We start from the raw sequence: 23474 nt of genomic DNA, 5'->3' as shown, positions 1-23474 counted from the left end.
CGGGGCCTGCTGGCCGCCGTCGGGGGCAACGTAGGCGGGCTGCTCCCCCGCCGGACCGACTACACGGGGCTCCGGCGCTCCTGGACGGCCGACGTGGTGGCCGGGATCACCGTGGGCGTGGTGGCCCTGCCCCTGGCCCTCGCCTTCGGCATCACGACCGGGCTTGGCGCCGCCGCCGGGCTGATCACCGCCATCGTGGCCGGCCTCGTCGCCGGCGTGCTCGGCGGCTCCAACGTGCAGGTGTCCGGACCCACGGGCGCCATGACCGTCGTGCTCGTCCCGGTGGTTGCCCGCTATGGCGCCGACGCGGTGTTCGTCGTGGGGTTGCTGGCCGGGGGCCTCATCCTCCTCGCTTCCCTGGCCCGGCTCGGTCGGTACCTCGCCTACGTCCCGTGGCCCGTGATCGAGGGCTTCACCATCGGCATCGCCGTGATCATCTTCCTGCAGCAGGTGCCGGCCGCGCTCGGCGTGGCCAAGCCCGAGGGTGAGAACACGGCCGTCGTGGCCGCCAAGGCCGTGCTCCAAGCGGTCCAGGGGAACGGCACCATCGCTTCCCTCGGGTTCGTCGTGCTCGTCGCCCTGGTGATGACCGCGCTCCCTCGGCTGCACCGCTCCCTGCCGGCGTCGCTCATCGCCGTGGTGGCGGCCACCGTGCTCGCCGAGGTCGTTCACCTCGAGGTGGCCCGCATCGGTGCCATCCCCGACTCCCTGCCGCTGCCGTCGCTCCCTGCTCTCCCGCCGACAGCCATCAGCAACCTGTTCGGCGCCGCGTTCGCAGTGGCCGCGCTGGCGGCCATCGAGAGCCTGCTGTCGGCCAAGGTCGCCGATGGCATGGCCGACGGCCCTCGCCACGACCCCGACCGCGAGCTGTTCGGCCAGGGCCTGGCCAACCTGGTTACCCCGCTCTTCGGCGGCATGCCGGCAACCGGCGCCATCGCCCGGACGGCGGTCAACGTACGGGCCGGCGCCCGGACCCGCGTCTCGGCGATCGTCCACGCCCTCGTGCTCGTCGCCGTGGTGTTCCTGGGCGCCGGGTTGGTGGCACGGATCCCGCTCGCCGCGCTGGCCGGGGTGCTCATGGTGACGGCGGTGCGGATGGTAGAGGTGCACAACGTGCGCGCCGTGCTGCGGTCGACCCCTGCCGACGCGGTCGTGCTCACCGTGACCACCCTGGTCACCATCGCGTTCGATCTCATCCTGGCCGTCGAGGTCGGCGTGGCCGTGGCCGCCGTGCTCGCCCTACGAGCCGTGGCCCGCAGCGCCGCCGCCCGCCCCGAGCCGATCACGCCCGAGATCGACGCCGACGTCGAGCACGACCTCCTCCACGAGCACATCCTCACCTACCGACTCGACGGCGCCCTCTTCTTCGGCGCGGCCCAGCGCTTCTTGACAGAGATCACCGCAGTGAGCGACGTGAAGGTCGTGATCCTCCGCTTCCCCGACGTCTCGGTGCTCGACGCCACCGGCGCGCAGGCCCTCGGGGAGATCGTCGCCGAGCTCGAGGCCCGGGGGATCACCGTCCTCGTCAAGGGGGCGAGCGACGAGCAGCTCCGCACGCTCGGCGCCGTCGGGGCGCTGGACCACCTCGCCCACGAACGGCACGTGTTCAGCGACCTCGACGGCGCCGTCGCCCACGCGCGCGGGCACGTGCGCCGGGAGCTGCACCACCCGGCCAGCGCCTGAGGCTCCGGGCCGCCGGGGGCCGACCCACCCCGCCGGTAGGCTCGCCCCCGGTGTCGTACACCTCCCTCTACCGCCGCTACCGGCCCCAGCGCTTCGACCAGCTCCTCGGGCAGGAGCACGTCGTGCTGGCGCTCAAGAACGCGGTGCGCGACGAGCGGGTCGGCCACGCCTACCTGTTCAGCGGGCCGCGCGGCACGGGCAAGACCTCGACGGCGCGCATCCTGGCCAAGGCGCTCAACTGCACCGACCTGCGCGACGGCGAGCCCTGCGGCGTCTGCGACTCGTGCGTGGCGATCACCGACGGCACCTCGCCCGACGTGTTCGAGCTGGACGCCGCGTCCAACAACAGCGTGGAGGGGATCCGCGACCTCTCGGCCCGCGCCTCGCTGGGCAACCCGGGGCGGACGAAGGTGTACGTGCTCGACGAGGTCCACATGCTGTCGAAGCCGGCGTCGAACGCCCTGCTGAAGACCCTGGAGGAGCCGCCGCCGCACGTGGTGTTCGTGCTGGCGACGACCGACCCCCAGAAGGTGCTCCCGACGATCCGGAGCCGCACCCAGCACCTCGAGTTCCGGCTCCTCCCGGCCGAGGTGCTCGCCGACCACGTCCGCCACGTGGCGGCCGACGCCGGTCTCGGCCTGCCGCCCGACGCCGTGGACTGGGTGGTGACGGCCGGCGCGGGCTCGGCGCGCGACACGCTCTCGGCGCTCGACCGGGTGGTGGCGGCCGGCGGGCTGCCCGACCAGGGGGCGCCCCTCGACGAGCTGGTCGAGGCCCTCGCCGAGGCCGACACCGCGGCGGCGCTGGCCGCGGTGGCGCGGGCCACGGCGGCCGGCCGCGACGCCCGCACACTCACCGAGGCCCTCGTCGGGCACCTTCGCGACGTGTTCCTCATGGCCCTGGCACCCGAGGTGGTCGAGCTGCCCGACCGCCAGCGCAGCCAGGCGGCCGAGCAGGCCCGCCGGCTCACCCCGGCCACCACCGTGCGGGCCCTCGAGGTGCTGGGCCAGGTGCTCCTCGAGATCCGTCATGCGCCCGACCCCCGCGTGCTGCTCGACGTGGCCCTGGTGCGCCTCACCCGACCCGACGCCGACACCAGCCCCGGCGCCCTGCTCCAGCGCATCGAGCGGCTGGAGCGAGCGCAGGCCGGTGGCGGCGCCCCGCCGCCCGCGCCGCGGGCCGGGGCGCCCGCCGGCAAGGCGCCGACGGCCGAGGCCCCCGCGGCCGAGGTGGCGCCGCGACCCGGCCCCGCCGAGCCGGCCGCGCCAGCGGCCAGCGGGGTGTCGCAAGCCCGCGCCGCGCTGGGCGCCCACCGGCGGGCCCCCTCCCCGCCCGCCCCGACCCCGACCCCGACCCCGGCAACTCCGGCGGCAGCGCGCCCGACCCCGACCCCGACCCCGACCCCGACCCGGGCCCCGGTTCCGGACCCGGCCGCCGGCGAACCGTCCCGCGACGAGCTCACCCTGGCGTGGGCCGACACCGTCCTGCCCGGCCTTCCCCCCCGGATCAAGGCCCTCTACAGCGCGGGACGTTTCGTCGAGACGACGACCGGTGTGGCCTTTGCGCTGCCCAACGCCATCCACTGCCAGAAGGCCGAGGCCTACCGCGCCGAGGTGGCCACCACGCTGGGCGCCCGCTTCGGACGCCCCGTCGGGCTGCGGCTCGTGGTCGACGACGGCACCACCGCGGCACCGGCCGACGCATCGTCGCGGGCCGATGCCCCGCCCCCCATCGACGACGAGGCCGTCGACCCCGACGAGCTGGTCGACGCGCCCGCCGACGCCGCCCCCCGCTCGGGTGTGGAGCGCCTCACGCAGGCGTTCCCCGGGGCCGAGCTGGTCGACGACGCCTGATCCCGAGGAGGACACCATGGCCGACTTCGGCGACCTGCTGCGGCAGGCCAACCAGATGCAGGAGCAGCTGCTCGCGGCCCAGGCCGCGGCGGCCGAGGAGGAGGTGGAGGGCCACGCCGGCGGTGGGATGGTGAAGATCACCGCGAGCGGCGGCGGGGTGTTCACCGCGGTGCACATCGATCCCCAGGTGGTCGACCCCGACGACGTCGGCATGCTCGAGGACCTGGTGCTGGCCGCCCTCCACGACACCATGGCCCGCGTCCAGGAGCTGCAGCGCTCGGCCATGGGCGAGCTCGACCTCGGCGGGCTGGGCGGGCTCCTCGGCCAGGGCGGCTGAGCCCGGCCCGTGTACGCCGCCCCCGTCCAGGACCTGATCGACGAGCTCGGCCGGCTGCCGGGCGTGGGACCGAAGTCGGCCCAGCGGATCGCCTTCTACCTCTTGAAGCTGTCGCGCGACGACGCCCTGCGGCTGGCCACGGCGATCGTCGAGGTGAAGGACCGCGTCACCTTCTGCCGGCGCTGCTTCAACGTGTCCGAGGGCGAGGAGTGCGAGCTCTGCGCCGACCCGCGTCGCGACCCCACGGTGCTCTGCGTGGTCGAGGAGCCCCGCGACATCGTGGCGGTGGAGAAGACCCAGGAGTTCCGGGGCCGCTACCACGTGCTGCAGGGGGCGATCAGCCCCATCGAGGGCGTCGGGCCGGAGCAGCTGCGCGTGCGGGAGCTGCTGGCGCGGCTCGAGCCCGAGGGCGTGGCCGAGGTGATCCTGTGCACCAACCCCAACATCGAGGGCGAGGCCACCGCGATGTACCTGGCCCGCCTGCTCAAGCCCCTCGGCCTGCGGGTCACGCGGATCGCGAGCGGCCTGCCCGTGGGCGGCGACCTCGAGTACGCCGACGAGCTCACCCTCGGCCGGGCCCTCGAGGGCCGGCGCGACGTCGACGGCTGACGGCGCACGGCGCTGTCCGGGTTCTCTGCCCGTTCGACAACCGTGGGGGTGGTGGACCCGCCAGAGAACGACCGGCGTCGGGCGCGAGGGGGGGCGCCCGGCACCCGCGCCGGGCGCCCCCCGCTCGTGCCTGCCGGCCCGGTGCTACAGCGTGCGGATCAGGATGGCGTCGCCCTGGCCGCCACCGCCGCAGAGGGCGGCCGCGCCGAGCCCGCCGCCACGACGGCGCAGCTCGTGGATCATGGTGAGGGCGAGGCGGTTGCCCGACATGCCGATCGGGTGGCCGAGCGCGATGGCCCCGCCGTTCACGTTGACGACGTCGTCGGTGATGCCCAGGTCGTCCATGGAGGCGACGCCGACGGTGGCGAACGCCTCGTTGAGCTCGAACAGGTCGACGTCGGACACCGACAGGCCGGCCCGGTCGAGGGCCTGCTTGATGGCATTGGCCGGCTGGCTGAGCAGCGAGGCGTCGGGGCCCGCCGCCTGGCCGTAGCCCACCACCTCGGCCATCGGGCTCAAGCCGAGGCGGTCGGCCGCCGCCTTGGAGGTGACCACCACGGCCGAGGCGCCGTCGGAGATCTGCGAGGCGTTGCCGGCCGTGATCGTGCCCGTCTTGCCGAACGCCGGGCGGAGGCTGGCGAGGCTCTCCATCGTGGTGCCGGGACGCACACCCTCGTCGGTGTCGACGAGGAGCGGGTCGCCCTTGCGCTGGGGAACCTCGACCGGGACGATCTCGTCGGTGAACCTGCCGTCCTTGATGGCGGCGGCGGCCCGCTCGTGGCTCTTGGCCGCCAGGTCGTCCTGGCGCTCACGGCTGATGCCCCGCGCCTCGTTGTACTGCTCGGTGCCCGTGCCCATGTGGCACGCGTCGAAGGCGCACCACAGGCCGTCCCAGATCATCGAGTCGACCAGGTCGCCGTTGCCCATCCGGTAGCCCGCCCGGGCGCCCGGGAGCAGGTAGGGCGCGTTCGTCATGCTCTCCATGCCCCCGGCGACGACCACGTCGGCCATGCCGGCGTTGATCAGCAGGTCGGCCATGAGGATGGCGTTGGCCCCGGAGAGGCAGACCTTGTTGATGGTGGTGGCCGGCACGCTCATGGGCACCCCGGCCTTGACGGCCGCCTGGCGCGCCGTCATCTGGCCCTGCCCCGCCTGCAGCACGTGGCCCATGTAGACGTAGTCGACCTGGTCGGCGCTGACGCCGGCCCGCTCGAGGGCGGCCTTGATGGCGAACCCGCCGAGGTCCATGGCGGTGAACGACGCCAGCGCACCCGAGAGCTTGCCGATCGGGGTGCGCGCCCCACCGACGATGACGGTTCCGGCCATGTTCGGACCCTCCCTGGTCTCCGTTGACCTGCCGCGTTCCGGCTGACCCTGCCCTCCAGTGTGCCGTCTGGAGCGCCGAAGTGACCAGTCGGTAACCTGCACCCATGCAGGAGCTCCTCGAAGCCATCACGTCCGGTGCCACGGGCGACGAGATCGCCGCCCTCCCCCTCCCCGAGTCCTACCGAGCGGCCGTGGTCCGCAAGGACGAGGAGACGATGTTCGACGGGGTGCCCTCCGCCGACAAGGACCCCCGCCAGAGCCTCCACGTGGACGAGGTGCCGCTGCCCGAGCTCGCCCCCGACGAGGCCGTGGTGGCGGTGATGGCCAGCGCCATCAACTTCAACACGGTGTGGTCGTCGATCTTCGAGCCGATCTCCACGTTCCGGGCCCTGGCCCGCGTGGGCCGATGGAGCGAGTGGCACAAGCGCCACGACCTGCCGTACCACGTGATCGGCTCCGACGCCTCGGGCGTGGTGGTCCGCGTGGGCTCGGCGGTGCGCAACTGGAAGCCCGGCGACCGGGTGACGGTGCACTGCAACTACGTCGACGACCAGGACCCCGGCGCCCACGACGACTCGATGCTCGCGCCCAACGAGGTGATCTGGGGCTACGAGACCAACTTCGGCGGCCTGGCCGACCTGGCCGTGGTGAAGGCCAACCAGCTCATGCCCAAGCCCACCCACCTCACCTGGGAGGAGGCGGCCTGCAACGCCCTCACCAACTCCACCACGTACCGGATGATCGTGAGCCCCAACGGCGCGCCCCTCACCCAGGGCGACGTGGTGCTCATCTGGGGCGCCGGCGGCGGCCTGGGCGGCTACGCGGTGCAGTACGCGCTGAACGGTGGCGCCATCCCGGTGGCGGTGGTCTCGTCGCCGCGCAAGGTCGAGCTGATGGACGCCATGGGCGTGGAGGCGGTGATCGACCGCAAGGCCGAGGGCTTCCGCTTCTGGTCCGACGAGCAGACCCAGGACCCGGGCGAGTGGCGTCGCTTCGGCAAGCGCATCCGCGACCTCGTCGGCCGCGACCCCGACATCGTGTTCGAGCACCCCGGCCGCCAGACCTTCGGCGCCTCGGTGTTCGTGGCCCGGCGGGGCGGCAAGATCGTCACCTGCGCGGCCACCTCGGGGTTCATGCTCGAGTTCGACAACCGCTACCTGTGGATGCACCTCAAGTCGATCATCGGCAGCCACTTCGCCAACTACCGCGAGGCCTGGGCCGCCAACCAGCTGGTGTGCGAGGGCAAGATCCAGCCGATCCTGTCGACGGTGTTCCCGCTCGACGACGTGGGCGAGGCGGCCTACCAGCTGCACCACAACCTGCACGAGGGCAAGATCGGGGTGCTGTGCCTCGCTCCCCGCGAGGGCCTCGGCGTGGCCGACCCCGAGCTGCGCGACAAGGTCGGCGAGGACAAGATCACGCTCTTCCGGAGGTTCGACTGATGTCCGTCGTCCAGCAGACCAGTGGGCAGGGCGCCGACCCGGGCCTGCTCACCGAGATCGACCACGTGGCCATCGCCGTGCGCGACCTCGAGGCCGCGATCGACTACTACCGCGAGGTGTTCGGCGCCACCGTCGAGCACCGGGAGATCGTCGAGAGCGACGGCGTCGAGGAGGCCCTCCTCCGGGTGGCCGACAGCTACATCCAGCTGCTCACGCCCACCCGCGACGACTCCCCCGTGGCCAAGTCGCTGGAGAAGCGGGGCGAGGGCCTGCACCACGTCGGCTACCGGGTCGCCGACTGCGGCGTGGCCCTCCAGGCGGTGAAGGACGCGGGCGGCCAGGTGATCGACCAGCAGCCCCGGCCCGGGTCGCGGGGGACCACCGTGGCCTTCGTCCACCCCAAGGGCGCCTTCGGCACCCTGATCGAGCTGGTGCAGGAGTAGCCGGTGGAGCACGTCGAGATCATCACCGTCACGTCCGACGTGCTCGACGAGATGGTCGACAAGATCCTCTTCTTCTCGACCCAGCCCGACATGGCCGAGCACGTGCAGGCGTGGATGGGCGGCCACGGGCTCACCCCCGACGACGACCGGGTGCCGGGCGAGTACCGGGCGTGCGCGCTGGTGGGCGACACGCTCATGTACCTGCAGACCATCCCGGAGGGCGAGTTCCCGTTCGCCATCAGCCCGGACGGCTCCGTCCAGAAGTACCGCTGCCCTCGCTCGTAGCGGCCGCGTGAGCTCCCCCACCCGTCTGGTGCGGGCAGCCTCCGCGGCCGAGGTGGCCGCCGCGCTGGGGCGGGCCTTCGCCGACGACCCGCTCCTGACGTGGGTGTTCGCCGACCCGGGCAACCGGGAGGGCCCCGTCCGGGCGTGGATGGCGGTGGTGGTGGAGGCGGCCCGACGGCGCGGCCACGCCCACGCCGCCGTCGCCGCGACCGGGACCCTGGGCGCGGCGCTGTGGTCGCCGCCCGACGTCGAGTTCTACGACCGCCGGACCGGTGAGCAGCTCGACGAGGTCGTGCGAGGGGCCGACGGCGCCCGCGCCGACACGGTGTGGGAGGGGCTGCTGGCCATCGCCGAGCACCACCCGCCCGACGGGCACTTCTACCTCAGCCACGTGGGCGTGGTGCCCGAGGCGCGGGGACGGGGCGTGGGCGAGGTGCTGCTGCGGCGGGTGCTCGACGTGTGCGACGCGGAGGGGCTGCCCGCTTACCTCGAGTCGTCGAGCGCCCGCAACGTGCCCTTCTACGAGCGGCTCGGGTTCGCCGTGACCGCCGAGGTCCCGCTGCCGCACGGGGGTCCGGTGATCCGCCCGATGTGGCGGGAGCCCCGGGCTCAGCCCGCGGGCTGAGGGGGCGCGGAGCCGGGCGGGCGGAAGCCGCCGACCAGGCCGCCCACCACGCGGGCCACGGCCAGGGGGGTGCGGTCCTCGAGGTACGGGCCCACGATCTGCATCCCGACGGGGAGCCCCTGGTGGTCGAGGCCGACCGGCACCGCCGTGGCCGGCAGGTAGGCCACCCCCACCAGGCCCGGCCACGAGGTCTGGTCGATGTAGGGCCGCTCGACGCCGTCGACGACGATGCGGCGGGCGGTGAGCGGCTCGCCGTGGTCGTGCGGGATGGCGGTGGTGGGGGTGATGGGGGCCAGCACCACGTCCCACTCGGCGAAGAACTCGCGCCAGCGCCGGCGGAGCTGCAGGCGCCGCTCGTTGGCGGACAGCCACGCCCGGTGGCGCTGGGCGACGTGCGCCACGCCCAGGCCACCCTCGGGCTCGCCTCCGGCGGCCACGGTGGCCGCCACCGCCTCCACCTCCGCCGGCGCGAGACCACCGGCGAGCGCGGCCGAGAGGAGCCGCTCGAAGGTGTCGACCGCCTTGGCCATCGTGAAGGCCGGGCGGGCCTCCGTGTCGACGGTGGCGCCGGCCCCCTCCAGCGCGGCTGCCACCCGCTCGATCGCGTCGCGCACCGCCGCGCTCACGGGGCAGGCCGGGTCGTCGGCCCACACCGCCACGCGCAGGCCCTTGGCGTCGCGCCGGCGGGCCAGCGGGAGCTCGAGCCGCCAGGCCGTGGCCTGCCAGTCGTCGGGCCCGGCCAGCACGTGCAGGCCGAGCTCGAGGTCGTCGACCGAGCGGGCCATCGGCCCGACGACCGCGATGTCGGCCTGGGTGAGGGTGCCGGGCGGGCCCGGGATCTGCCCGCGACCCGACACCACGCCGTACGACGGCTTGTGACCGAGGACCCCGCAGTACGACGCCGGGATGCGGATCGAGCCACCGATGTCGCTGCCCACCTCGAGGGGCGTGAGTCCAACGGCCAGGGCCGCGGCCGATCCCCCCGACGAGCCCCCGGGGGTGCGGCGGAGGTCCCACGGGTTGTTGGTGGTGCCGAACACCTCGTTGTACGTCTGGGCGTCACCGGCCCAGATCGGCAGGTTCGTCTTCCCCACGACCACCGCCCCGGCGGCACGCAGGCGGGCCACGCAGTCGGCGTCGGCGTCCGGCACCAGCTCGGCCAGCTGGGGCGCGCCGCTGGTGGTGCGCATGCCTGCGGTCTGGAACGAGTCCTTCACCGTGAGCGGGACGCCGTGCAGGGGGCCGAGCTCGGCGTGACCGGCCACGGCGGCGTCGGCCGCGGTGGCCTCGGCCATGGCCCGCTCCACGTCGACGGTGACCACCGCGTTGATCGGGCCGTCGAGGCGGCCGATCCGGTCGAGCATCGCCAGGGTGACCTCGCGGCTCGACAGCTCGCGGTGGCGGATGCGGTGGGCCAGCTCGCCCGCGCCCAGGTGGGCCAGCTCGTCGGCGGGCACGGTGCTCACGGCTCCAGCCGGAACGTGACCTCGACGGCGGCGGCCACGGTGAGGTCGCCGGCCTCGACGACCGGCTCGGCCGGCGCGGCCGCCTTGGCCATCATCCGCACGGCCGGCCCGGTGTCGGCCTGGGGGGTCGGCCGGTTGCCCAGGCCCGGCTCGGCCACGGCCACCACCGCGCCGAGCCGCACGCCCAGCGCCTCCGCGTACGCCTGCGCCTTGCGTCGAGCCTCGGCCGCGGCTGCTCCGCACGCCTCGAGCCGGGCCGGGTTGTCGGGAGCCACCCACCACCACGGCCCCTGCACCTCCGCGCCCGACACCTGAACGGCGCGGCGCAGGATCCGCCCGATCCCGGTCGCGTCGGGCAGCGCCACGGCCGTGCGAGCGCTGGCCGCCCACCCCCGGTGCACCAGGCGATCCTTCACCCACTCCCGCTCCTCGGCCAGGCTCACCGACTCGGTGACCCGGTCCGCGGGCGCCACGCCCTCGCCGTCGAGCACCTCCTGCACCGCCGCCAGGCGGCGGCTGGCCTCCTCCAGGGCGGCGTCGGGATCGGCTTCGAGGGCCCGCACCACCACGGCCAGGTGCACCCGGTCGGGGCGGGCTCGGGCCGTGGCCTCGCCCCTGACGATCACGGTTGAGGCGTCCATGGCCGCCACCGTAGAGCGTCAGTTCACCGACGGGTCGGGCGGGAAGTTGCCCAGCCAGCCGGTCCGGCCCGGCTGCCGCCGGAGCACCGCGTGCCAGAGGCCCTCCGGATCGGCGGTGAGCGCGTCGGCCGGCTCGGCGTCGAGGACCAGCCACGCACCGTCGTCCACCTCGCCCTCGAGCTGGCCGGCCGACCAGCCCGAGTAGCCCGCGAACACCCGCACCTGTCGCGGCTCGGGTCTGATGGAGGTCGGGTGGCGGCCCAGGTCGACGGTGCCCAACGGCCCCAGGACGGGCCGCCAGCCGTCGCCCTCGCCGTCGGGCACCTCGGCCGGGTCGACCCGACCGAGCGCGATGGCCGTGCCCGGCGCGACCGGGCCGCCCACGAAGAACACCCCGTGGCCCCCGGCGAGCGGCTCCCACTCGGGCAGCTCGCGGGCCAGGCTCACGTCGGTGGGGCGGTTGAGCACCACCCCCAGCGCCCCTTCCGGCCCGTGCTCCAGCAGCAGCACGACGGTGCGATCGAAGTTGGGGTCGTCGAGCATCGGCAGGGCCACGAGGAGCCTGCCGGCGTGGAAGGGCGCGGCCATGGCCCTCGCATGATCGCCCAGCCCGGGACGCCGGGCGACACGAGCCCCCGCACGCCCCCCTGATGCCCCTGTGGCTCGCGGCTACTCCAGGGTCGCGTAGCTCGTGGACCGGTCGTCGAGGCGCTCGCCCAGCACCTCCTCGACCGACGACCGCAGGTCCACCAGGTACTCCTCGATCACGGGGGCGTTGCCGGCGCTGACGGTGGCGTGGAGGGTGTCGGGTGGGGACTGGCGGTCGAGGAACCAGCCCCGCCGCTGGAGCGCGTCACCCACCGCGAACACGTCGAGGCGGCCCTCCCAGCCCGGCGCCACCGAGATGGCCGCCAGGTGCGCCTCGGGCTCGCCCAGCACGGTGAGGCCCGGGATGGCCCGCACCCCCTCCACCAGCCGGCGGGCCGTGCTGACGGCGATCCGGGTGAGGCGCGTGTAGCCGTCGATGCCGAGGTGGTGCATGACGGCCCACGCCGTGGCCATCGGCAGCCCCGGACGGGTGCCCTGGATGCCGGGCGACGCGTAGAAGCCGCCCAGCCAGTCGTCGAACACGAACGTCTGGTAGCGGCGGAGCTCCCTGGTGCGGTGGAGGACCACGGAGGCGCCCTTGGGGGCGTAGCCCAGCTTGTGGATGTCGGCCGAGATGGTGGTGACGCCCGGGACGCGGAAGTCCCACGGGGGCACGTCTTCGCCCAGCAGCTCCATGAAGGGCAGCACGAAGCCGCCCATGCAGGCGTCGGTGTGGAAGCTCGCACCCACGTCGGCGGCGATGGCGGCCAGCTCGGGGATCGGGTCGATCACCCCCTGCGGGTACTGCGGCGCCGACCCCACGACGAGCACGGTGTCGGCGTCGACCGCGTCGGCGGTGGCGTCGACGTCGGCCCGCCAGTCGTCGCGCACGTCGATCTTGCGCACCTCGACCCCGAAGTAGTGCGCGCCCTTGTGGAACGCGGCGTGGGCCGAGGCCGGGATCACCATGTTGGGCCGATCGACGCCGCGCTCGGCCAGGCCCCGCTCGCGGGCCGCCTTCACGGACACCAGGATGCTCTCGGTGCCGCCGGACGTCATGAAGCCGGCCGCCTCGGGTGCACCGTGGGTGAGCTCGGCGACGGCGCCCACCACCTCGCTCTGGATCTGGCCGAGGCTCGGGAACGCCCGGGTGTTCAGGGCGTTCTCGTGGAGGAACATCACGGCCGCGGCCTCGGCCACCTGGTGCACCCCGGGCCCGCCGTCGTAGACCATCCCGAACGTCCGGCCGTCCTGCCAGCGGGCGTCGTCGGCCCGCTTGGCCCGGAGCGCCTCGATCACCTGCGCCGCCGTCATGCCGTGCTCGGGGAGCCCCATGGCCGGGATGGTAGGGGGCGACGCGCCGCTAGGAGGCCAGCGCGCCGCTAGGAGGCCAGGTCGGCCGCGACCTCCTCGATGGCCAGGGCCGACCGCAGCCCGGCCAGCGCGTGCTCCCGGCCGGCCCGCATGAAGCCGGGCCACTCGGAGGTGTCGAGGAACTGCTCGTAGAACCCGACGCCCCGCACCGTCTCGTAGGGCACCGGTTCGATCATGATCAGCTCGGTCTCGCGCCGCAGCCGGCCCAGGTTCTCGCGGGCCAGCTCGACCTGCTGCGAGGTGCGGACCTGGCTGGCCACGTGCAGGATCGAGAACCGCCGCTCGTGCCAGCCGGAGGCGTCCTCGCCGACGAAGCCGGGCGGGTAGAACCCGTTGATCCCGACCACCACGTCGCAGCGCTCCTCCAGGTCGAGCACCGGGTGCACCGGGAAGATGTCGACGATGCCCCCGTCGCTCCAGGAGCGGCCGTCGAGCTCGACCGGCTCGAGGAACAGCGGCAGGGCGATGGCCATCCGGACGGCTCGGGCCACCGAGACGTCCGGGTGGGTGCGTGGCCCCAGGTACTCCACCCGGTTCTCCTCGATGTTCCAGATCGGCGCGTAGCACGGGACCTCCAGCTCACCGAGGGTGCGGTCGCCCAGGAGCCGGCGGTACGTGGCCTCGACCCGCTCCCCCCGCAGCAGGCCCGCGAACCCGCGGCCCAAGGTGAGGGGGAGGCTCAGCAGCTTGGCCCACTGGGGGTCGACGTAGTCCTCGGCCCGCAGCCGCACGGTGAAGGCGGCCACCTCGGCGGCGGGGATGCCAGCCGCGAGGGGGAACCCGAACAGGGACGAGCCCGAGCACATCGAGTACACGGCCGGCCGGATGCCCGACTCCTCCAGGGCCCGGGCCACGCCCACCACGGACGCGAGGGCGCCGCTCCCGCCGGTGGCGGCGACGCCCACCCGTCGCCCCTGGTAGCGCTCGAGGGCCTGCGGCTGGAAGGGCGGGAACGGGTTCCCGGGGGGCGGGGCGGGATCGGCCGGCAGGGGGACGAGCCCGCGCCGCACGGTGCCGACGAAGCCGAGGTCGGCGCGCACACCGTCGGCGACCTCGCGCGTCATGGTGATGGCGTTGAAGTACTGGCGAAGCCGGAAGACGTCCAGGACCGTGCTCAACATGCCTTCATGGAACGCCCGTGCCCCCGTGCGCACAAGGGGCGGAGGTCGCCGAGGCCCGGCGGCGGGTCAGCGAATCGTGAGGTTGCTCGCGTCGACCGTCCTGGTGAAGTCGACGGCCCCGTTCGTGAACCGGTACCAGCTCCCGGTGATCGGGTCCCAGGCGATCCCGTTGGGCGGACTGATGGTGGTGTTCGTGGCGCCCACCCTGACCCGGATCCGGTAGCCGGTGTCGGGCACCACGGTGAGGTACGACACGGTCCCCGTCGACACGATCGAGTAGCGGAGCAGCCCGACCGGCTTGGCCCAGTAGCCCGGGTTCAGGCCGAGCTCGGCCCACCCGGCCGGCCACCGCCCGGTGGCGTCGCGGTACGCCGTGAAGCGGCCCTGGAGCCCGGCCGAGACCGCGAAGAACTCGGTGCCGTAAGGGTTGTCCACCAGCGTCGTGGTGGTGGGCTTCACCGTGGTGGTCGTCGACGTGGTCGTGGTCGGCTTCACCGTGGTGGTCGTCGTCGACGTGGTCGTGGTCGGCTTGACCGTGGTGGTCGTCGTCGACGTGGTGGTGGTCGTCGACGTGGCCGTGGTGGTCGGCACCGTCGAGGTGGTCGGCACCGTCGTGGTGGTCGTGGACGTGCTGGTCGAGGCGGTCGTGGACGGGATCGTCACCGTGTCGGCCGTGACCTCGGTGCGGCGGTCCTCGCCGATCGTCTGCCCGTCGCGCTCGGCCGTCGCCCGGCCGGCATCGGTCAGCTGCTCGACCGCGAGCAACGTGCCGACGACGAACACGCCGACGACCACGGCGTACTCGGCCAGGGCGGCCCCTCGTGACCGCTCGGCCCGGCGGATCCGTCCGCTCCCGACACGCCCCATGCTCGCCTCCGGGAGCCACCACTCCCGCTGCAGGCATCGGCACGCCGGCGACCGGGCTGGAGCCCTGCGTCACCTGCTCCTCGAGGGTGCGGACGGGCGCACCGTGGCAGGGGGGCGCCAGCCGGCTGGCATCATGGGCCCGCATGGCGAGCCGGCTCGACACCGCACCGGTCACCTCCCCGGTCACCACCGACGGCGACGGCGACCACGACCGCTTCTCGCACTACGTGAAGAAGGCCGACATCGTGCGGGCCGCCGTGACCGGCCAGGCCGTCCAGGCCCTCTGCGGCAAGTGGTGGGTGCCCACGCGCGACCCCGAGCGCTACCCGGTCTGCCCCACCTGCGCCGAGATCATGGCCGGGCTGCGGGCCGGATGAGCCGGCCGAGCATCCGGCGTTGGTGACACACCCGCTCCGTACCATGCCTCCATGGAGAAGCGAGCGGGGCGGACCCCGTGAAGCTGGTGGTGCTGGCCGACGTGCACCTCGACCGGCCGTTCCGGTGGGCGGGGCCGGAGCTGGCCCGCCGGCTGCGTCAGCACGGGCGCGACGCAGTCGCCGCCACCGTCGACCTGGCGCTCGACGAGGACGCCGACGCCCTGCTCCTGGCCGGCGACCTGTACGAGCACGAGCTCACCGGCCCCGACACGGCTGCGTTCCTCCAGGCGCAGCTCGCCCGCCTGCAGCCGATCCCCGTGCTGGTGGCACCGGGCAACCACGACTGGCTGGGACCGACCAGCCTGTACCGGCGGGTCGACTGGTCCCCCAACGTCGTGGTGTTCACCACCGAGCGGCTCGGCGCGGTCGCGCTGGCCGAGGGGTTCACGGTGTGGGGCGGCGCCCACCTCCGGCCGGCGGGCACGCCCGGCTTCCTCGATCGCTTCCACGTGGAGGGCGGCGGGGTGCACGTGGCCCTGTTCCACGGCGCCGAGCAGGGCAGCCTGGCCATCGAGGGCGCCGACAAGGTGGCCCATGCCCCGTTTCGCGCCGAGCAGGTGCCGGCGGCCGGGCTGGCCCACGCCTTCGTGGGCCATCACCACCGGCCCGTGCACGGGCCCTGGCACTCGTACCCCGGCAACCCGGCACCGCTCGAGTTCGGCGAGGACGGCGTGCGGGGCGCGCTGGTGGCCACCGTCGCGGCCGACGGCGCCGTCACCGCCGAGCACCGCCGGGTGGCCCCGCTCGCGGCGTCCTTCGTCGACATCGACCTCGACGTCACCGGCTGCAGCTCGCTCGACGAGGTCCGGGGGCGGCTGCGCGAGCGGCTGGCCGGTGTCACGGGCGTCGCCCGGGTCACCGTCACCGGCGAGCTCGCAGCGTCTCTCGACCTCCGCCTGCCCGATCTCGAGGAGGTGGGTCGCGCGGCCGGCCTGCACGGCGTCGTCGTCCGGCCGGGAGCACTGCACCCGGGGATCGACGTCGACGCCGTCGCCGCCCAGCCCACCGTGGCCGGGCGGTTCGTCCAGCTCGTGCGGGCCCGCGAGCTGCGCCCCGACGTCGAGCGGCACGTGCTGCTGGCCGGCCTCCGCGCCCTCGCCGGGCGCGACGACCTCGAGGTGGTCTGATGCGACTCGCCGAGATCCGGGTCGAGGCCTTCGGCGCGCTCACCGACGTCACCCTGCGGCCGGCGGCCGGCCTCACCGTGGTCGCTGGCGCCAACGAGGCCGGCAAGTCCACGTGGCACGCCGCCTGCACGGTGGGGCTCACCGGCCTGCGGCGGGCCAAGGGCCGGGCCCGCTCCGACGATGCCCGCCTCCGCGAGCGGGCCCGGCCCTGGCACGACCCCCGCTGGGCCGTGGCCGCCGTGATCGAGCTGGCCGACGGCCGGCGGGTCGAGCTGCGCCACGACCTGGAGCGCGGGCTCGCCCGCGCCACCGACCTGGCGACGGGCCGCGACGTGTCGGCCGAGATCCTCGAGGAGGGCGCCCCCAACGGTGCCGGCTGGCTCGGCATCGATCGGGTCGCGTTCGCGTCCACGGCCTGCGTCTCGCAGGCCGACGTCCTGCGGGTGCACGGGCAGGGCGACCAGCTCCAGAGCTGGCTGCAGCGGGCGGCGGCCAGCTCGTCGGTCGACGAGTCGGCCGCAGCCGCCGTGGCCCGCCTCAAGGACGTGCTCGCCGAGCGGGTGGGCACCCGTCGCGCCACGACCAAGCCGCTCCGCCTGGCGGCCGACCGCCTCGAGCGGGCCCGGGCGGCCGCAGCCCGGGCCCAGGCCCAGCGAGCCGAGCTCGAGCGCCGGGTCGCCGAGGCCGACGGGCTGGTGCGAGCCGCCGAGCAGGCCGAGCAGCGCCTCCGGGCGGCGCGGGCGGCCCGGGCCGCCGACCATGCCGGCCGGCTGGCGGCACGCCTGCAGCGGGCCGAGGCGCTGTCCGCGCGGCACCAGGGGCCCCCGCCCGAGGTCGACGGCGCGGCCCACGCGGCCGAGGCGGCCGCCGCGATCCGCGCCTGGGAGGCGGCCGGATCGCCACCGGTGCCCCCGCCCCTGCCGTCGGCGGCGATCCGGGCCGCCCTGGCCGACCAGGGCGGTGCGCCGGGCACCGGCGGGCAGCCGGGCACCGGCGGGCAGCCACGCACCGCCGGGCGGTCCGCCGGCCGTCGCACCCGCCGCCTGGCCGTCGCGCTCGTGGCCGCGCTCGCGGTGGCCGCCGCGAGCGGACTCGTCGCCGCCGCCGTGGCGCCGCTGGCCGGAGCGGCGCTGGCCGTCCTCGGGCTGCTCGCCGTCGCCGTCGGCGTCACCCGGGCCCTCGCCAGCAGCCGGGCCGAGCAGGCCCATCGCCGCGACCTGCTCCAGCGCGACCTGCAGCTGGCCCTCGACCGCGAGGAGGCCCTGGCGCGATGGCAGGCCGCGCGGCGCCACGCCGAGGCCGCACTGCGCGCCGCGGCGGCCGGGGCCGGGCTCCGCGCCACCGACCCTCCCGATGCGCTCGTCGGCCGGCTCCGGTCCTGGCTGGAGCGCCGACCGGCAGAGGTGCGCGCCCAGCAGGCCGACCGCCAGGAGTGGCTCGAGCTGCAGGCCCTCCTCGCCGGCGGCACCCTGGCCGAGCTGGCCGCGTCGGCGGTTGCGGCCAGCGCCACCGCCGGCGACCTGCTCGCCCAGTGCTCCCCGGCCGAGGTGGCCGCCGCACGGGGCACCGACCCCGAGGCCCTGGCCGCCGCCGCCGCTGACGCCCGGCTGGCCGCGGCGACCGCCCGGGCGCGCCTCGACGGCGCCACCGAGCACCTCGTCAGCCCGGTCGAGGCGGCCGAGGAGCTGGCCGCCGCCGAGGCCGAGGTCGAGCGCCTCACCGCCCTGGGCGACTCGCTCACCCTGGCGGGCGAGCTGCTCACGCAGGCCGCACGCGAGGTGCACGCCGACGTGGCGCCCGACATCGCCCGGCGCGTCGGCGAGCACCTCGGCCGGGTCACCTCCGGCCGCTATCCCGAGGCGTTCGTCGACACCGGCGACCTCACGGTGCGGGTCCGCACGCCCGAGGGTGACGTCCGCCCCGCCGTCGCCCTGTCGCACGGCACGGCCGAGCAGGTGTACCTCCTGCTCCGGGTGGCGATGGTCGAGCGGCTGACACGGCCCGGCGAGGTGTGCCCCCTGCTGCTCGACGAGCCCACCGTGCACGCCGACCCCGAGCGCACCCTCGCCGTCCTCGAGCTCCTCCACGAGCTGAGCCTCGAGCACCAGATCGTTCTGTTCAGCCAGGAGGCCACGGTCGAGGCCTGGGCCGCCGAGCACCTGGGCGCACCCCGCGACCGGCTCATCCGCCTCGACGGCCCCGCCGGAACCCCGGTCGTGGCCCTCGCCGGCTGACGAGCGAGAGCCACGCTTGCGGGGCTCCGGCGTGCAAGGGTGCAGCCGTGACCGAGCGGGAGAAGATGCTGAGCGGCGAGCACTACCGGGCCGGAGACCCCGAGCTGGTCGCCGACCGCCGGGCCTGCGCGCGGCTCCTCGCGGCCTACAACGCCACGCTCGACCCGCAGACCCGCCACGAGATGCTCGACGAGCTCCTCGGCGGCGTCGGTCCCGGGGTGGAGATCCGCTCGCCGTTCTGGTGCGACTACGGCACGTACACCTTCGTGGGCGGTGGGGTGTTCGCCAACTTCGGGCTGGTGGTGCTCGACTGCGCGTCGGTCACCATCGGCGACGGCACGCAGATCGGCCCCTACGTGCAGCTGCTGGCGGCCGACCACCCGCGTGACCCAGCCGCCCGACGCTCCGGGGTGGAGATGGCAGCCCCCGTGGTCATCGGTCGCAACGTGTGGATCGGGGCCGGCGTCATCGTCTGCCCTGGTGTCACCGTGGGTGACGACAGCGTGATCGGGGCCGGCAGCATCGTCACCCGCGACCTACCCGCCGGCGTCGTCGCCGCCGGCAACCCCTGCCGGGTGCTGCGCACGCTGGCGGAGGGCTGAGCCTCACGCTCAGCCGAGCCACCAGGCCTGGAAGGGCATCGGCGGGAACAGCACGTCGAGGAGCAGGCCGCCGGCGTCGGTGCGCACCTCGCAGTCGGCCACGCTCTCGAGCAGCTGGCCCAGGCTGCGGTTGCCGAGGAGCAGGTTGCAGAAGGCGGCCCGGGGCATGCCGGCGTCGCCCCCGGACTCGCCCCCCGGCGGCGCCCACGGCTCCACCGCCGCCACCCGTCCCTCCTCCAGGCGGAGTCGGAGACCGAGCCCCGAGAAGTCGACGCGCAGCTCGCCGCTGAACCCCGGCGCCGGCGACGCGGCCAGCCGGCGTTCGAGCACCGGCCCGATGGCTGCCACCAGCGCGGCCAGGTCGGGGATGCGCACGTACACGCCGTACGGGTGGCCGGGCGACACGCCCAGCCGGGCGCCGAGGCACCGCAGCAGCGGGTGCGCCGCAGGGAGCCCGAAGGTGACCCCGACGAGCCCGCGCCGGCGCGCCTCGGCGTGCAGATGCGCCAGCACCGCCCCGGCCGGCTCCAGCCAGCCGTGCCCCGGCAGCAGCTCGACCGCCCGCACCGCCAGCACCCCCTCCCACGGCTCGTGGTGGTGCGCCAGGTAGCCGATGGGCCGGCCCGGCCCATCGGCGGGGCCCCGGCGCTCGATCACGAGCAGGGTGCACGCCTGGATCGCCCCGGGACGGCGAGCCAGCTCGTGGGCGAAGGCGGCCTCGTCGCGCACGGCCCCCAACGCCCCCCGGGCGGCCGGCCACGTGCGGTCGACCGAGGACAGGAAGGCCAGATCGCCGGCGGTGGCCGGCCGCAGCGCGACCGGGCCGCCCGTGTCCGGCGGCCGGCCCCCCGGCCGCCAGAACGGCTGGGGACGCAGGTCGAGGGCGTACTCGTACCCGAAGCGGCGGTAGTACCCGGGGATCCCGGTGATGAACTGCAGGAGGTGGCCCGCGGCCCGGCCGCGATCGTGGGCCTCGTCCATCTGGAGCCGGATCAGCCCGCGGTCGCGGTGGTCGGCCCGAGTGCCCACCAGCTCGGGGCGGCCGACCGGGAGGGTCGCACCGCCGCAGGACCACACCTGCGGGATCGTGCACATCGACGACACGACCTCGCCGGTGGCCACGTCCTCCACCACGGTGAGCTCGTCCAGCGAGAAGGTGGGGTGGTCGAGCTCGAACAGCTCGCGCGTCCACTCGGCGATGGACAGGTCGGGGGGCTGGTCGCCCGGGCTGGTGTGCAGCAACCCGTTGAGCTCGACCAGCTGCCCGACGTCGCCGGGCCGGCCGGTGCGCAGCACCAGGCCGTCGCCGAGGTCGCGCGGAACCGTCACCGGGCCAGTCCAGCCCACCCCGCCGGGGACGGCCAGCGGGTTTGCGGGCCGGCTCCTCACGGACGGGCGGGCGGCGCCGACAGGACGGGCGGAGGTGACGGCGATGACGACCTTCGGCGTGGTCTGCCAGTACCCCGGGGACGGTGGCCGGCCGGCCACCGTCGTGGTGACGGTGCGCGCATCCGGGCCGGACGACGCCGTTCGGCTGGCCACCGGCCTGGCCGCGGTGCGCCACCCCGGCGCCCAGGCGGTGCGCGTGCTGCCCTGACCCCTGGCGCCTGGTAGAAGGCGGCATGGTCTCCGAGCTGTTCGACCCCGCCGCCTGGCGCCCCGTGGAGGGGTTCGACTTCACCGACATCACCTACCACCGGGCCGTCGACCAGGGCACCGTGCGCATCGCCTTCGACCGGCCCGAGGTGCGCAACGCCTTCCGGCCGGGCACCGTCGACGAGCTGTACCGGGCCCTCGACCACGCCCGGCAGACCAGCGACGTGGGCTGTGTGCTGCTCACCGGCAACGGCCCGTCGCCGCGCGACGGCGGCTGGGCGTTCTGCTCGGGGGGCGACCAGCGCATCCGGGGCCGCGACGGCTACCGCTACGCCGGGGGCGACACGGCCGACTCCATCGACCCGGCCCGCACCGGCCGGCTCCACATCCTCGAGGTGCAGCGCCTGATCCGGTTCATGCCCAAGGTGGTGATCGCGGTGGTGCCCGGCTGGGCGGCCGGCGGCGGCCACAGCCTGCACGTCGTGTGCGACCTGACCATCGCCAGCCGCGAGCACGCCCGGTTCAAGCAGACCGACGCCGCGGTGGCCAGCTTCGACGGCGGGTTCGGCTCCGCCTACCTGGCGCGCCAGGTGGGTCAGAAGTTCGCCCGGGAGATCTTCTTCCTCGGCCTCGAGTACGCCGCCGACGACGCCCACCGCATGGGCATGGTGAACGCGGTCGTGCCCCACGACCAGCTCGAGGTGGTCGCGTTGGCGTGGGCCGGCCACGTGAACCGCCAGAGCCCGACGGCCCAGCGGATGCTGAAGTTCGCCTTCAACCTGGTCGACGACGGCCTGGTGGGCCAGCAGGTGTTCGCCGGCGAGGCGACCCGGCTGGCGTACATGACCGACGAGGCGGCCGAAGGGCGGGACGCCTTCCTCGAGAAGCGCCCACCCGACTGGTCGCCCTTCCCCTGGCACTACTGAGCGGCCCGGGCGGCGGGCCGTCAGGGTCGACGGCGCACGTCGGCGTGGTCGAAGCAGGCCAGGAGCGCCTCGACGTCGGCCACGTCGCCGTCGAGGCGGACCGACCCGGCCTCCAGGCCGTCGCGGAGCGCGGTCCGGCCGCCGGCGAGGGCGGCCCACGCCGGCAGGTCGAGGTGCACCACGACGTCTCCGGGCCCGGCCGGGCCCTCGAGCACCTCGGCCACGCCGCGGCGCACGTGGAGCCCGGCCCACGTGTCCGAGTCGGTGAAGTGCCACCGCAGCACCCGGTCGATCGAGGCCGTGGCCACCGGATCGATCCGGACGCGCAGGGCGCGCACGTAGGTGTCGGGGGGCGCGGCCAGCACGGCCCGCTCGGCCGGGCGCTGGTCGAGCCACGTGCGATCCACGAGCCCCTCGAGCTCGCGAGCCCGCGTGAGCAGCGCCGAGCGCACGTTGGCCGACGTGGTGGCCCGGGCCTGGTTGCGGAAGGCGGCGGCGCCGACCCGCCGGGCGGCGACATCCCCGGGTTCGCCTCGCAGCAGCCACGAGCCGAGCCGGGCCGCCCAGGCCACGTCGTCGTCGTCGCCGGCCAGCGCCCGCTCGGCCGCGGCGAGCACCGACGCCCGCCCGCCCATTGCCGCGACGGCGCGGCGCGCCTCCTCCGACGGGGGCAGCGCCAGCAGGTCCGCCTCGTCACGCGTCCACCAGCCGAACAGACCGGTGTGGATCTGGCGGACGTGGTGGCGCACCAGGCCGTAGAGCTGCCGGGTCCAGGGAGCGTCGGCCAGGTGCGGTGGCAGCTGGAGCCCGGCCGCCACGTCGCGGGGATCGAGGCCGCGGTTGAGGCCGCGCACCGTCTGGTCCCAGAGGAACTGCAGCGCGTCGCGGTAGTCGGTGAGCGCCCGACGGACCTCGGCCCGGCCGGACACCGGCGGGCCGTGCACCCCCACCAGGTGCTCGGGGTCCATCGCCCGGATCCGGTCGACCGCCGCCACGTGCGCCAGCGGATCCCGGTACGACTCGCCCCTGAGGGCGAACACGTTGAACAGGGCCGGCCACACGTGGTTGTTGACCACCACGCCGTGGTCGGGCAGCCACACGATGATCGTGTCGTCGCTGTCCGATGGGGCCGGCACCAGGTGGAACCGCACGCCGGCCAGACGAACCTCGGCCTCGGCGTCCACGGTGCGGGTGGGGGGCAGGTACCCGGCCGTGCGGGGGCCGCCGCGGGGGTCGAAGAACCACGGGCCGATCCCGTGGTTCGGCATGGCGTCGGGCCCGTCGGCCGGCAGGAGGCCACCGAACTGCGTGAGCACCCCCCACACGTAGGCCGGCCCGATCTCCACCGACACCCGTCGCAGGTTGGCGTCGACGCCTACGTGGCCCCAGATCTCCTGCCCGGGCCCGGGCCCGTCGGGGAAGTAGGCGCGGGTGCCGTTGGTGTAGTGGAAGTGCGTGTAGAGCACCGCCTGGACCGCCTCGCGGGTGAAGGCCGCGAACGCCTCCCGGTGATCGCGGGCCTCCTCCACGCTCTCGCCGGTGTCGATCACCACCGCCCCGTCGGGGCCGACCACCACCGTGCTGTTGGCCAGGCCGTACCCCACCGCGCAGGCGACCTCGTCGGTGACGCGCACCAGGCGAGGCTCGAACCAGGCCGAGTGCTCCACCAGCCGGCGGTTCGCCACCTCGCCCTTGGGGCCGGTGACCACCTGGTCCGGCTGGCCACCCCCGTCGCCCGCGAACCCCTCCATCGGTGCCCCCCGTCCCCGTCGTCGTCGTCGCCGTCGTCGTCCCCGTCCCCGGTCGCGGCGCCGCCGAACCTACCGGGCCCCGTCTCGGTCGCGCTGGGCCCGCCTCAGCGTCGACGGACGCGATCGGGCCGACGACGAGCA

General features: G+C 75.1%; 23 protein-coding genes. 14 read left to right on the top strand and 9 right to left on the bottom strand.

The genetic code is table 11. The features are described from left to right. Nucleotides 1-6: 6 nt before the first annotated feature. Genes IPM45_11370 through recR form a run of 4 tightly spaced genes read left to right on the top strand, consistent with a single transcriptional unit; the run spans nt 7 to nt 4482 of the window. On the top strand, nt 7-1683 hold the full coding sequence (locus tag IPM45_11370) for a SulP family inorganic anion transporter (GenBank protein ID MBK9180143.1): 1677 nt from the start codon (nt 7-9) through the stop codon (nt 1681-1683). A gap of 50 nt (nt 1684-1733) precedes the next feature. Further along, the gene (gene dnaX, locus IPM45_11365; protein ID MBK9180142.1) at nt 1734-3536 is read left to right on the top strand and encodes a DNA polymerase III subunit gamma/tau; all 1803 of its coding nucleotides are present in this window, start codon (nt 1734-1736) and stop codon (nt 3534-3536) included. 16 nt (nt 3537-3552) lie between these two features. Next, nucleotides 3553-3873, top strand: coding sequence for a YbaB/EbfC family nucleoid-associated protein (locus IPM45_11360; GenBank protein ID MBK9180141.1), 321 nt, complete (start codon nt 3553-3555; stop codon nt 3871-3873). A gap of 9 nt (nt 3874-3882) precedes the next feature. After that, nucleotides 3883-4482, top strand: a complete 600-nt coding sequence (recR, locus tag IPM45_11355) for a recombination protein RecR (protein ID MBK9180140.1) — start codon at nt 3883-3885, stop codon at nt 4480-4482. A 144-nt stretch (nt 4483-4626) separates the two neighbouring features. On the opposite strand, the gene IPM45_11350 is transcribed toward recR, so the two are convergent. Continuing rightward, nucleotides 4627-5808, bottom strand: a complete 1182-nt coding sequence (locus IPM45_11350) for an acetyl-CoA C-acetyltransferase (protein MBK9180139.1) — start codon at nt 5806-5808, stop codon at nt 4627-4629. A 104-nt stretch (nt 5809-5912) separates the two neighbouring features. On the opposite strand from IPM45_11350, the gene ccrA reads away from it, so the two are divergent. The 4 genes from ccrA to IPM45_11330 are packed head-to-tail and all read left to right on the top strand — an operon-like array spanning nt 5913 to nt 8603. After that, a complete protein-coding gene (ccrA, locus tag IPM45_11345) occupies nt 5913-7250 on the top strand; it encodes a crotonyl-CoA carboxylase/reductase (protein ID MBK9180138.1) in 1338 nt (445 codons plus the stop codon). After that, nucleotides 7250-7693, top strand: a complete 444-nt coding sequence (gene mce, locus IPM45_11340; GenBank protein ID MBK9180137.1) for a methylmalonyl-CoA epimerase — start codon at nt 7250-7252, stop codon at nt 7691-7693. Before ccrA ends, mce begins: the two co-directional genes overlap by 1 nt. Nucleotides 7694-7696: 3 nt before the next feature. Further along, complete coding sequence (locus tag IPM45_11335; GenBank protein ID MBK9180136.1) at nt 7697-7978, top strand: hypothetical protein; 282 nt, start codon at nt 7697-7699, stop codon at nt 7976-7978. 7 nt (nt 7979-7985) lie between these two features. Next, the gene (locus tag IPM45_11330; protein MBK9180135.1) at nt 7986-8603 is read left to right on the top strand and encodes a GNAT family N-acetyltransferase; all 618 of its coding nucleotides are present in this window, start codon (nt 7986-7988) and stop codon (nt 8601-8603) included. Here IPM45_11330 and IPM45_11325 read toward each other — a convergent pair. The 6 genes from IPM45_11325 to IPM45_11300 form a co-directional block, all read right to left on the bottom strand. Next, complete coding sequence (locus IPM45_11325) at nt 8588-10060, bottom strand: amidase (protein MBK9180134.1); 1473 nt, start codon at nt 10058-10060, stop codon at nt 8588-8590. The genes IPM45_11330 and IPM45_11325 overlap by 16 nt on opposite strands. A gap of 5 nt (nt 10061-10065) precedes the next feature. Next, nucleotides 10066-10710: an SIMPL domain-containing protein gene (locus tag IPM45_11320; GenBank protein ID MBK9180133.1), complete on the bottom strand. Its 645-nt coding sequence runs from the start codon at nt 10708-10710 to the stop codon at nt 10066-10068. Nucleotides 10711-10728: 18 nt separating this feature from the next. Then, on the bottom strand, nt 10729-11298 hold the full coding sequence (locus IPM45_11315; protein MBK9180132.1) for a YqgE/AlgH family protein: 570 nt from the start codon (nt 11296-11298) through the stop codon (nt 10729-10731). 81 nt (nt 11299-11379) lie between these two features. Next, nucleotides 11380-12633, bottom strand: coding sequence for an aspartate aminotransferase family protein (locus tag IPM45_11310; GenBank protein ID MBK9180131.1), 1254 nt, complete (start codon nt 12631-12633; stop codon nt 11380-11382). Between the two features lie 47 nt (nt 12634-12680). Next, complete coding sequence (locus IPM45_11305; protein ID MBK9180130.1) at nt 12681-13793, bottom strand: patatin-like phospholipase family protein; 1113 nt, start codon at nt 13791-13793, stop codon at nt 12681-12683. 66 nt (nt 13794-13859) lie between these two features. Further along, the gene (locus IPM45_11300) at nt 13860-14660 is read right to left on the bottom strand and encodes a hypothetical protein (GenBank protein ID MBK9180129.1); all 801 of its coding nucleotides are present in this window, start codon (nt 14658-14660) and stop codon (nt 13860-13862) included. 143 nt (nt 14661-14803) lie between these two features. On the opposite strand from IPM45_11300, the gene IPM45_11295 reads away from it, so the two are divergent. The 4 genes from IPM45_11295 to IPM45_11280 all read left to right on the top strand — a co-directional run bounded on the left by IPM45_11295 (nt 14804) and on the right by IPM45_11280 (nt 19060). After that, nucleotides 14804-15037, top strand: coding sequence for a DUF3039 domain-containing protein (locus IPM45_11295; protein ID MBK9180128.1), 234 nt, complete (start codon nt 14804-14806; stop codon nt 15035-15037). 77 nt (nt 15038-15114) lie between these two features. Continuing rightward, nucleotides 15115-16224 (top strand): metallophosphoesterase, encoded by a 1110-nt coding sequence (locus IPM45_11290; GenBank protein ID MBK9180127.1) that lies wholly within the window; start codon nt 15115-15117, stop codon nt 16222-16224. Then, on the top strand, nt 16224-18458 hold the full coding sequence (locus IPM45_11285) for an AAA family ATPase (protein ID MBK9180126.1): 2235 nt from the start codon (nt 16224-16226) through the stop codon (nt 18456-18458). The genes IPM45_11290 and IPM45_11285 overlap by 1 nt, the downstream gene beginning before the upstream one ends. 65 nt (nt 18459-18523) lie before the next feature. After that, nucleotides 18524-19060 (top strand): sugar O-acetyltransferase, encoded by a 537-nt coding sequence (locus IPM45_11280; protein MBK9180125.1) that lies wholly within the window; start codon nt 18524-18526, stop codon nt 19058-19060. A gap of 9 nt (nt 19061-19069) precedes the next feature. Here the strand turns inward: IPM45_11280 and IPM45_11275 are convergent, their stop codons facing one another. Beyond that, the gene (locus IPM45_11275; protein ID MBK9180124.1) at nt 19070-20389 is read right to left on the bottom strand and encodes a GNAT family N-acetyltransferase; all 1320 of its coding nucleotides are present in this window, start codon (nt 20387-20389) and stop codon (nt 19070-19072) included. A 103-nt stretch (nt 20390-20492) separates the two neighbouring features. On the opposite strand from IPM45_11275, the gene IPM45_11270 reads away from it, so the two are divergent. Both IPM45_11270 and IPM45_11265 read left to right on the top strand, forming a co-directional pair. Then, nucleotides 20493-20657, top strand: a complete 165-nt coding sequence (locus tag IPM45_11270; GenBank protein MBK9180123.1) for a hypothetical protein — start codon at nt 20493-20495, stop codon at nt 20655-20657. Nucleotides 20658-20682: 25 nt separating this feature from the next. Continuing rightward, nucleotides 20683-21582, top strand: coding sequence for a 1,4-dihydroxy-2-naphthoyl-CoA synthase (locus IPM45_11265; protein ID MBK9180122.1), 900 nt, complete (start codon nt 20683-20685; stop codon nt 21580-21582). A 20-nt stretch (nt 21583-21602) separates the two neighbouring features. Here IPM45_11265 and IPM45_11260 read toward each other — a convergent pair whose 3' ends face one another. Further along, nucleotides 21603-23333, bottom strand: a complete 1731-nt coding sequence (locus tag IPM45_11260; GenBank protein MBK9180121.1) for an MBL fold metallo-hydrolase — start codon at nt 23331-23333, stop codon at nt 21603-21605. Nucleotides 23334-23474 lie beyond the last annotated feature (141 nt).

The sequence above is a fragment of the Acidimicrobiales bacterium genome, assembly GCA_016716005.1.
Classification (GTDB): Bacteria; Actinomycetota; Acidimicrobiia; order Acidimicrobiales; family JADJXE01; genus JADJXE01.
Note: the sequence above shows the minus strand (reverse complement) of the source record. Positions and strands in the feature narration are given on the sequence as shown.

Excerpts from the sequence above, each read along its gene's own strand:
- IPM45_11295 (MBK9180128.1), top strand. The coding sequence starts at position 14,804 with ATGGCGAGCCGGCTCGACACCGCACCGGTCACCTCCCCGGTCACCACC.
- IPM45_11285 (MBK9180126.1), top strand. The coding sequence starts at position 16,224 with ATGCGACTCGCCGAGATCCGGGTCGAGGCCTTCGGCGCGCTCACCGAC.
- IPM45_11320 (MBK9180133.1), bottom strand. The coding sequence starts at position 10,710 with ATGGACGCCTCAACCGTGATCGTCAGGGGCGAGGCCACGGCCCGAGCC.
- IPM45_11350 (MBK9180139.1), bottom strand. The coding sequence starts at position 5,808 with ATGGCCGGAACCGTCATCGTCGGTGGGGCGCGCACCCCGATCGGCAAG.
- IPM45_11265 (MBK9180122.1), top strand. The coding sequence starts at position 20,683 with ATGGTCTCCGAGCTGTTCGACCCCGCCGCCTGGCGCCCCGTGGAGGGG.
- IPM45_11270 (MBK9180123.1), top strand. The coding sequence starts at position 20,493 with ATGACGACCTTCGGCGTGGTCTGCCAGTACCCCGGGGACGGTGGCCGG.
- mce (MBK9180137.1), top strand. The coding sequence starts at position 7,250 with ATGTCCGTCGTCCAGCAGACCAGTGGGCAGGGCGCCGACCCGGGCCTG.
- IPM45_11305 (MBK9180130.1), bottom strand. The coding sequence starts at position 13,793 with ATGTTGAGCACGGTCCTGGACGTCTTCCGGCTTCGCCAGTACTTCAAC.
- IPM45_11260 (MBK9180121.1), bottom strand. The coding sequence starts at position 23,333 with ATGGAGGGGTTCGCGGGCGACGGGGGTGGCCAGCCGGACCAGGTGGTC.
- IPM45_11280 (MBK9180125.1), top strand. The coding sequence starts at position 18,524 with ATGCTGAGCGGCGAGCACTACCGGGCCGGAGACCCCGAGCTGGTCGCC.
- IPM45_11300 (MBK9180129.1), bottom strand. The coding sequence starts at position 14,660 with ATGGGGCGTGTCGGGAGCGGACGGATCCGCCGGGCCGAGCGGTCACGA.
- IPM45_11310 (MBK9180131.1), bottom strand. The coding sequence starts at position 12,633 with ATGGGGCTCCCCGAGCACGGCATGACGGCGGCGCAGGTGATCGAGGCG.
- ccrA (MBK9180138.1), top strand. The coding sequence starts at position 5,913 with ATGCAGGAGCTCCTCGAAGCCATCACGTCCGGTGCCACGGGCGACGAG.
- IPM45_11360 (MBK9180141.1), top strand. The coding sequence starts at position 3,553 with ATGGCCGACTTCGGCGACCTGCTGCGGCAGGCCAACCAGATGCAGGAG.
- IPM45_11315 (MBK9180132.1), bottom strand. The coding sequence starts at position 11,298 with ATGGCCGCGCCCTTCCACGCCGGCAGGCTCCTCGTGGCCCTGCCGATG.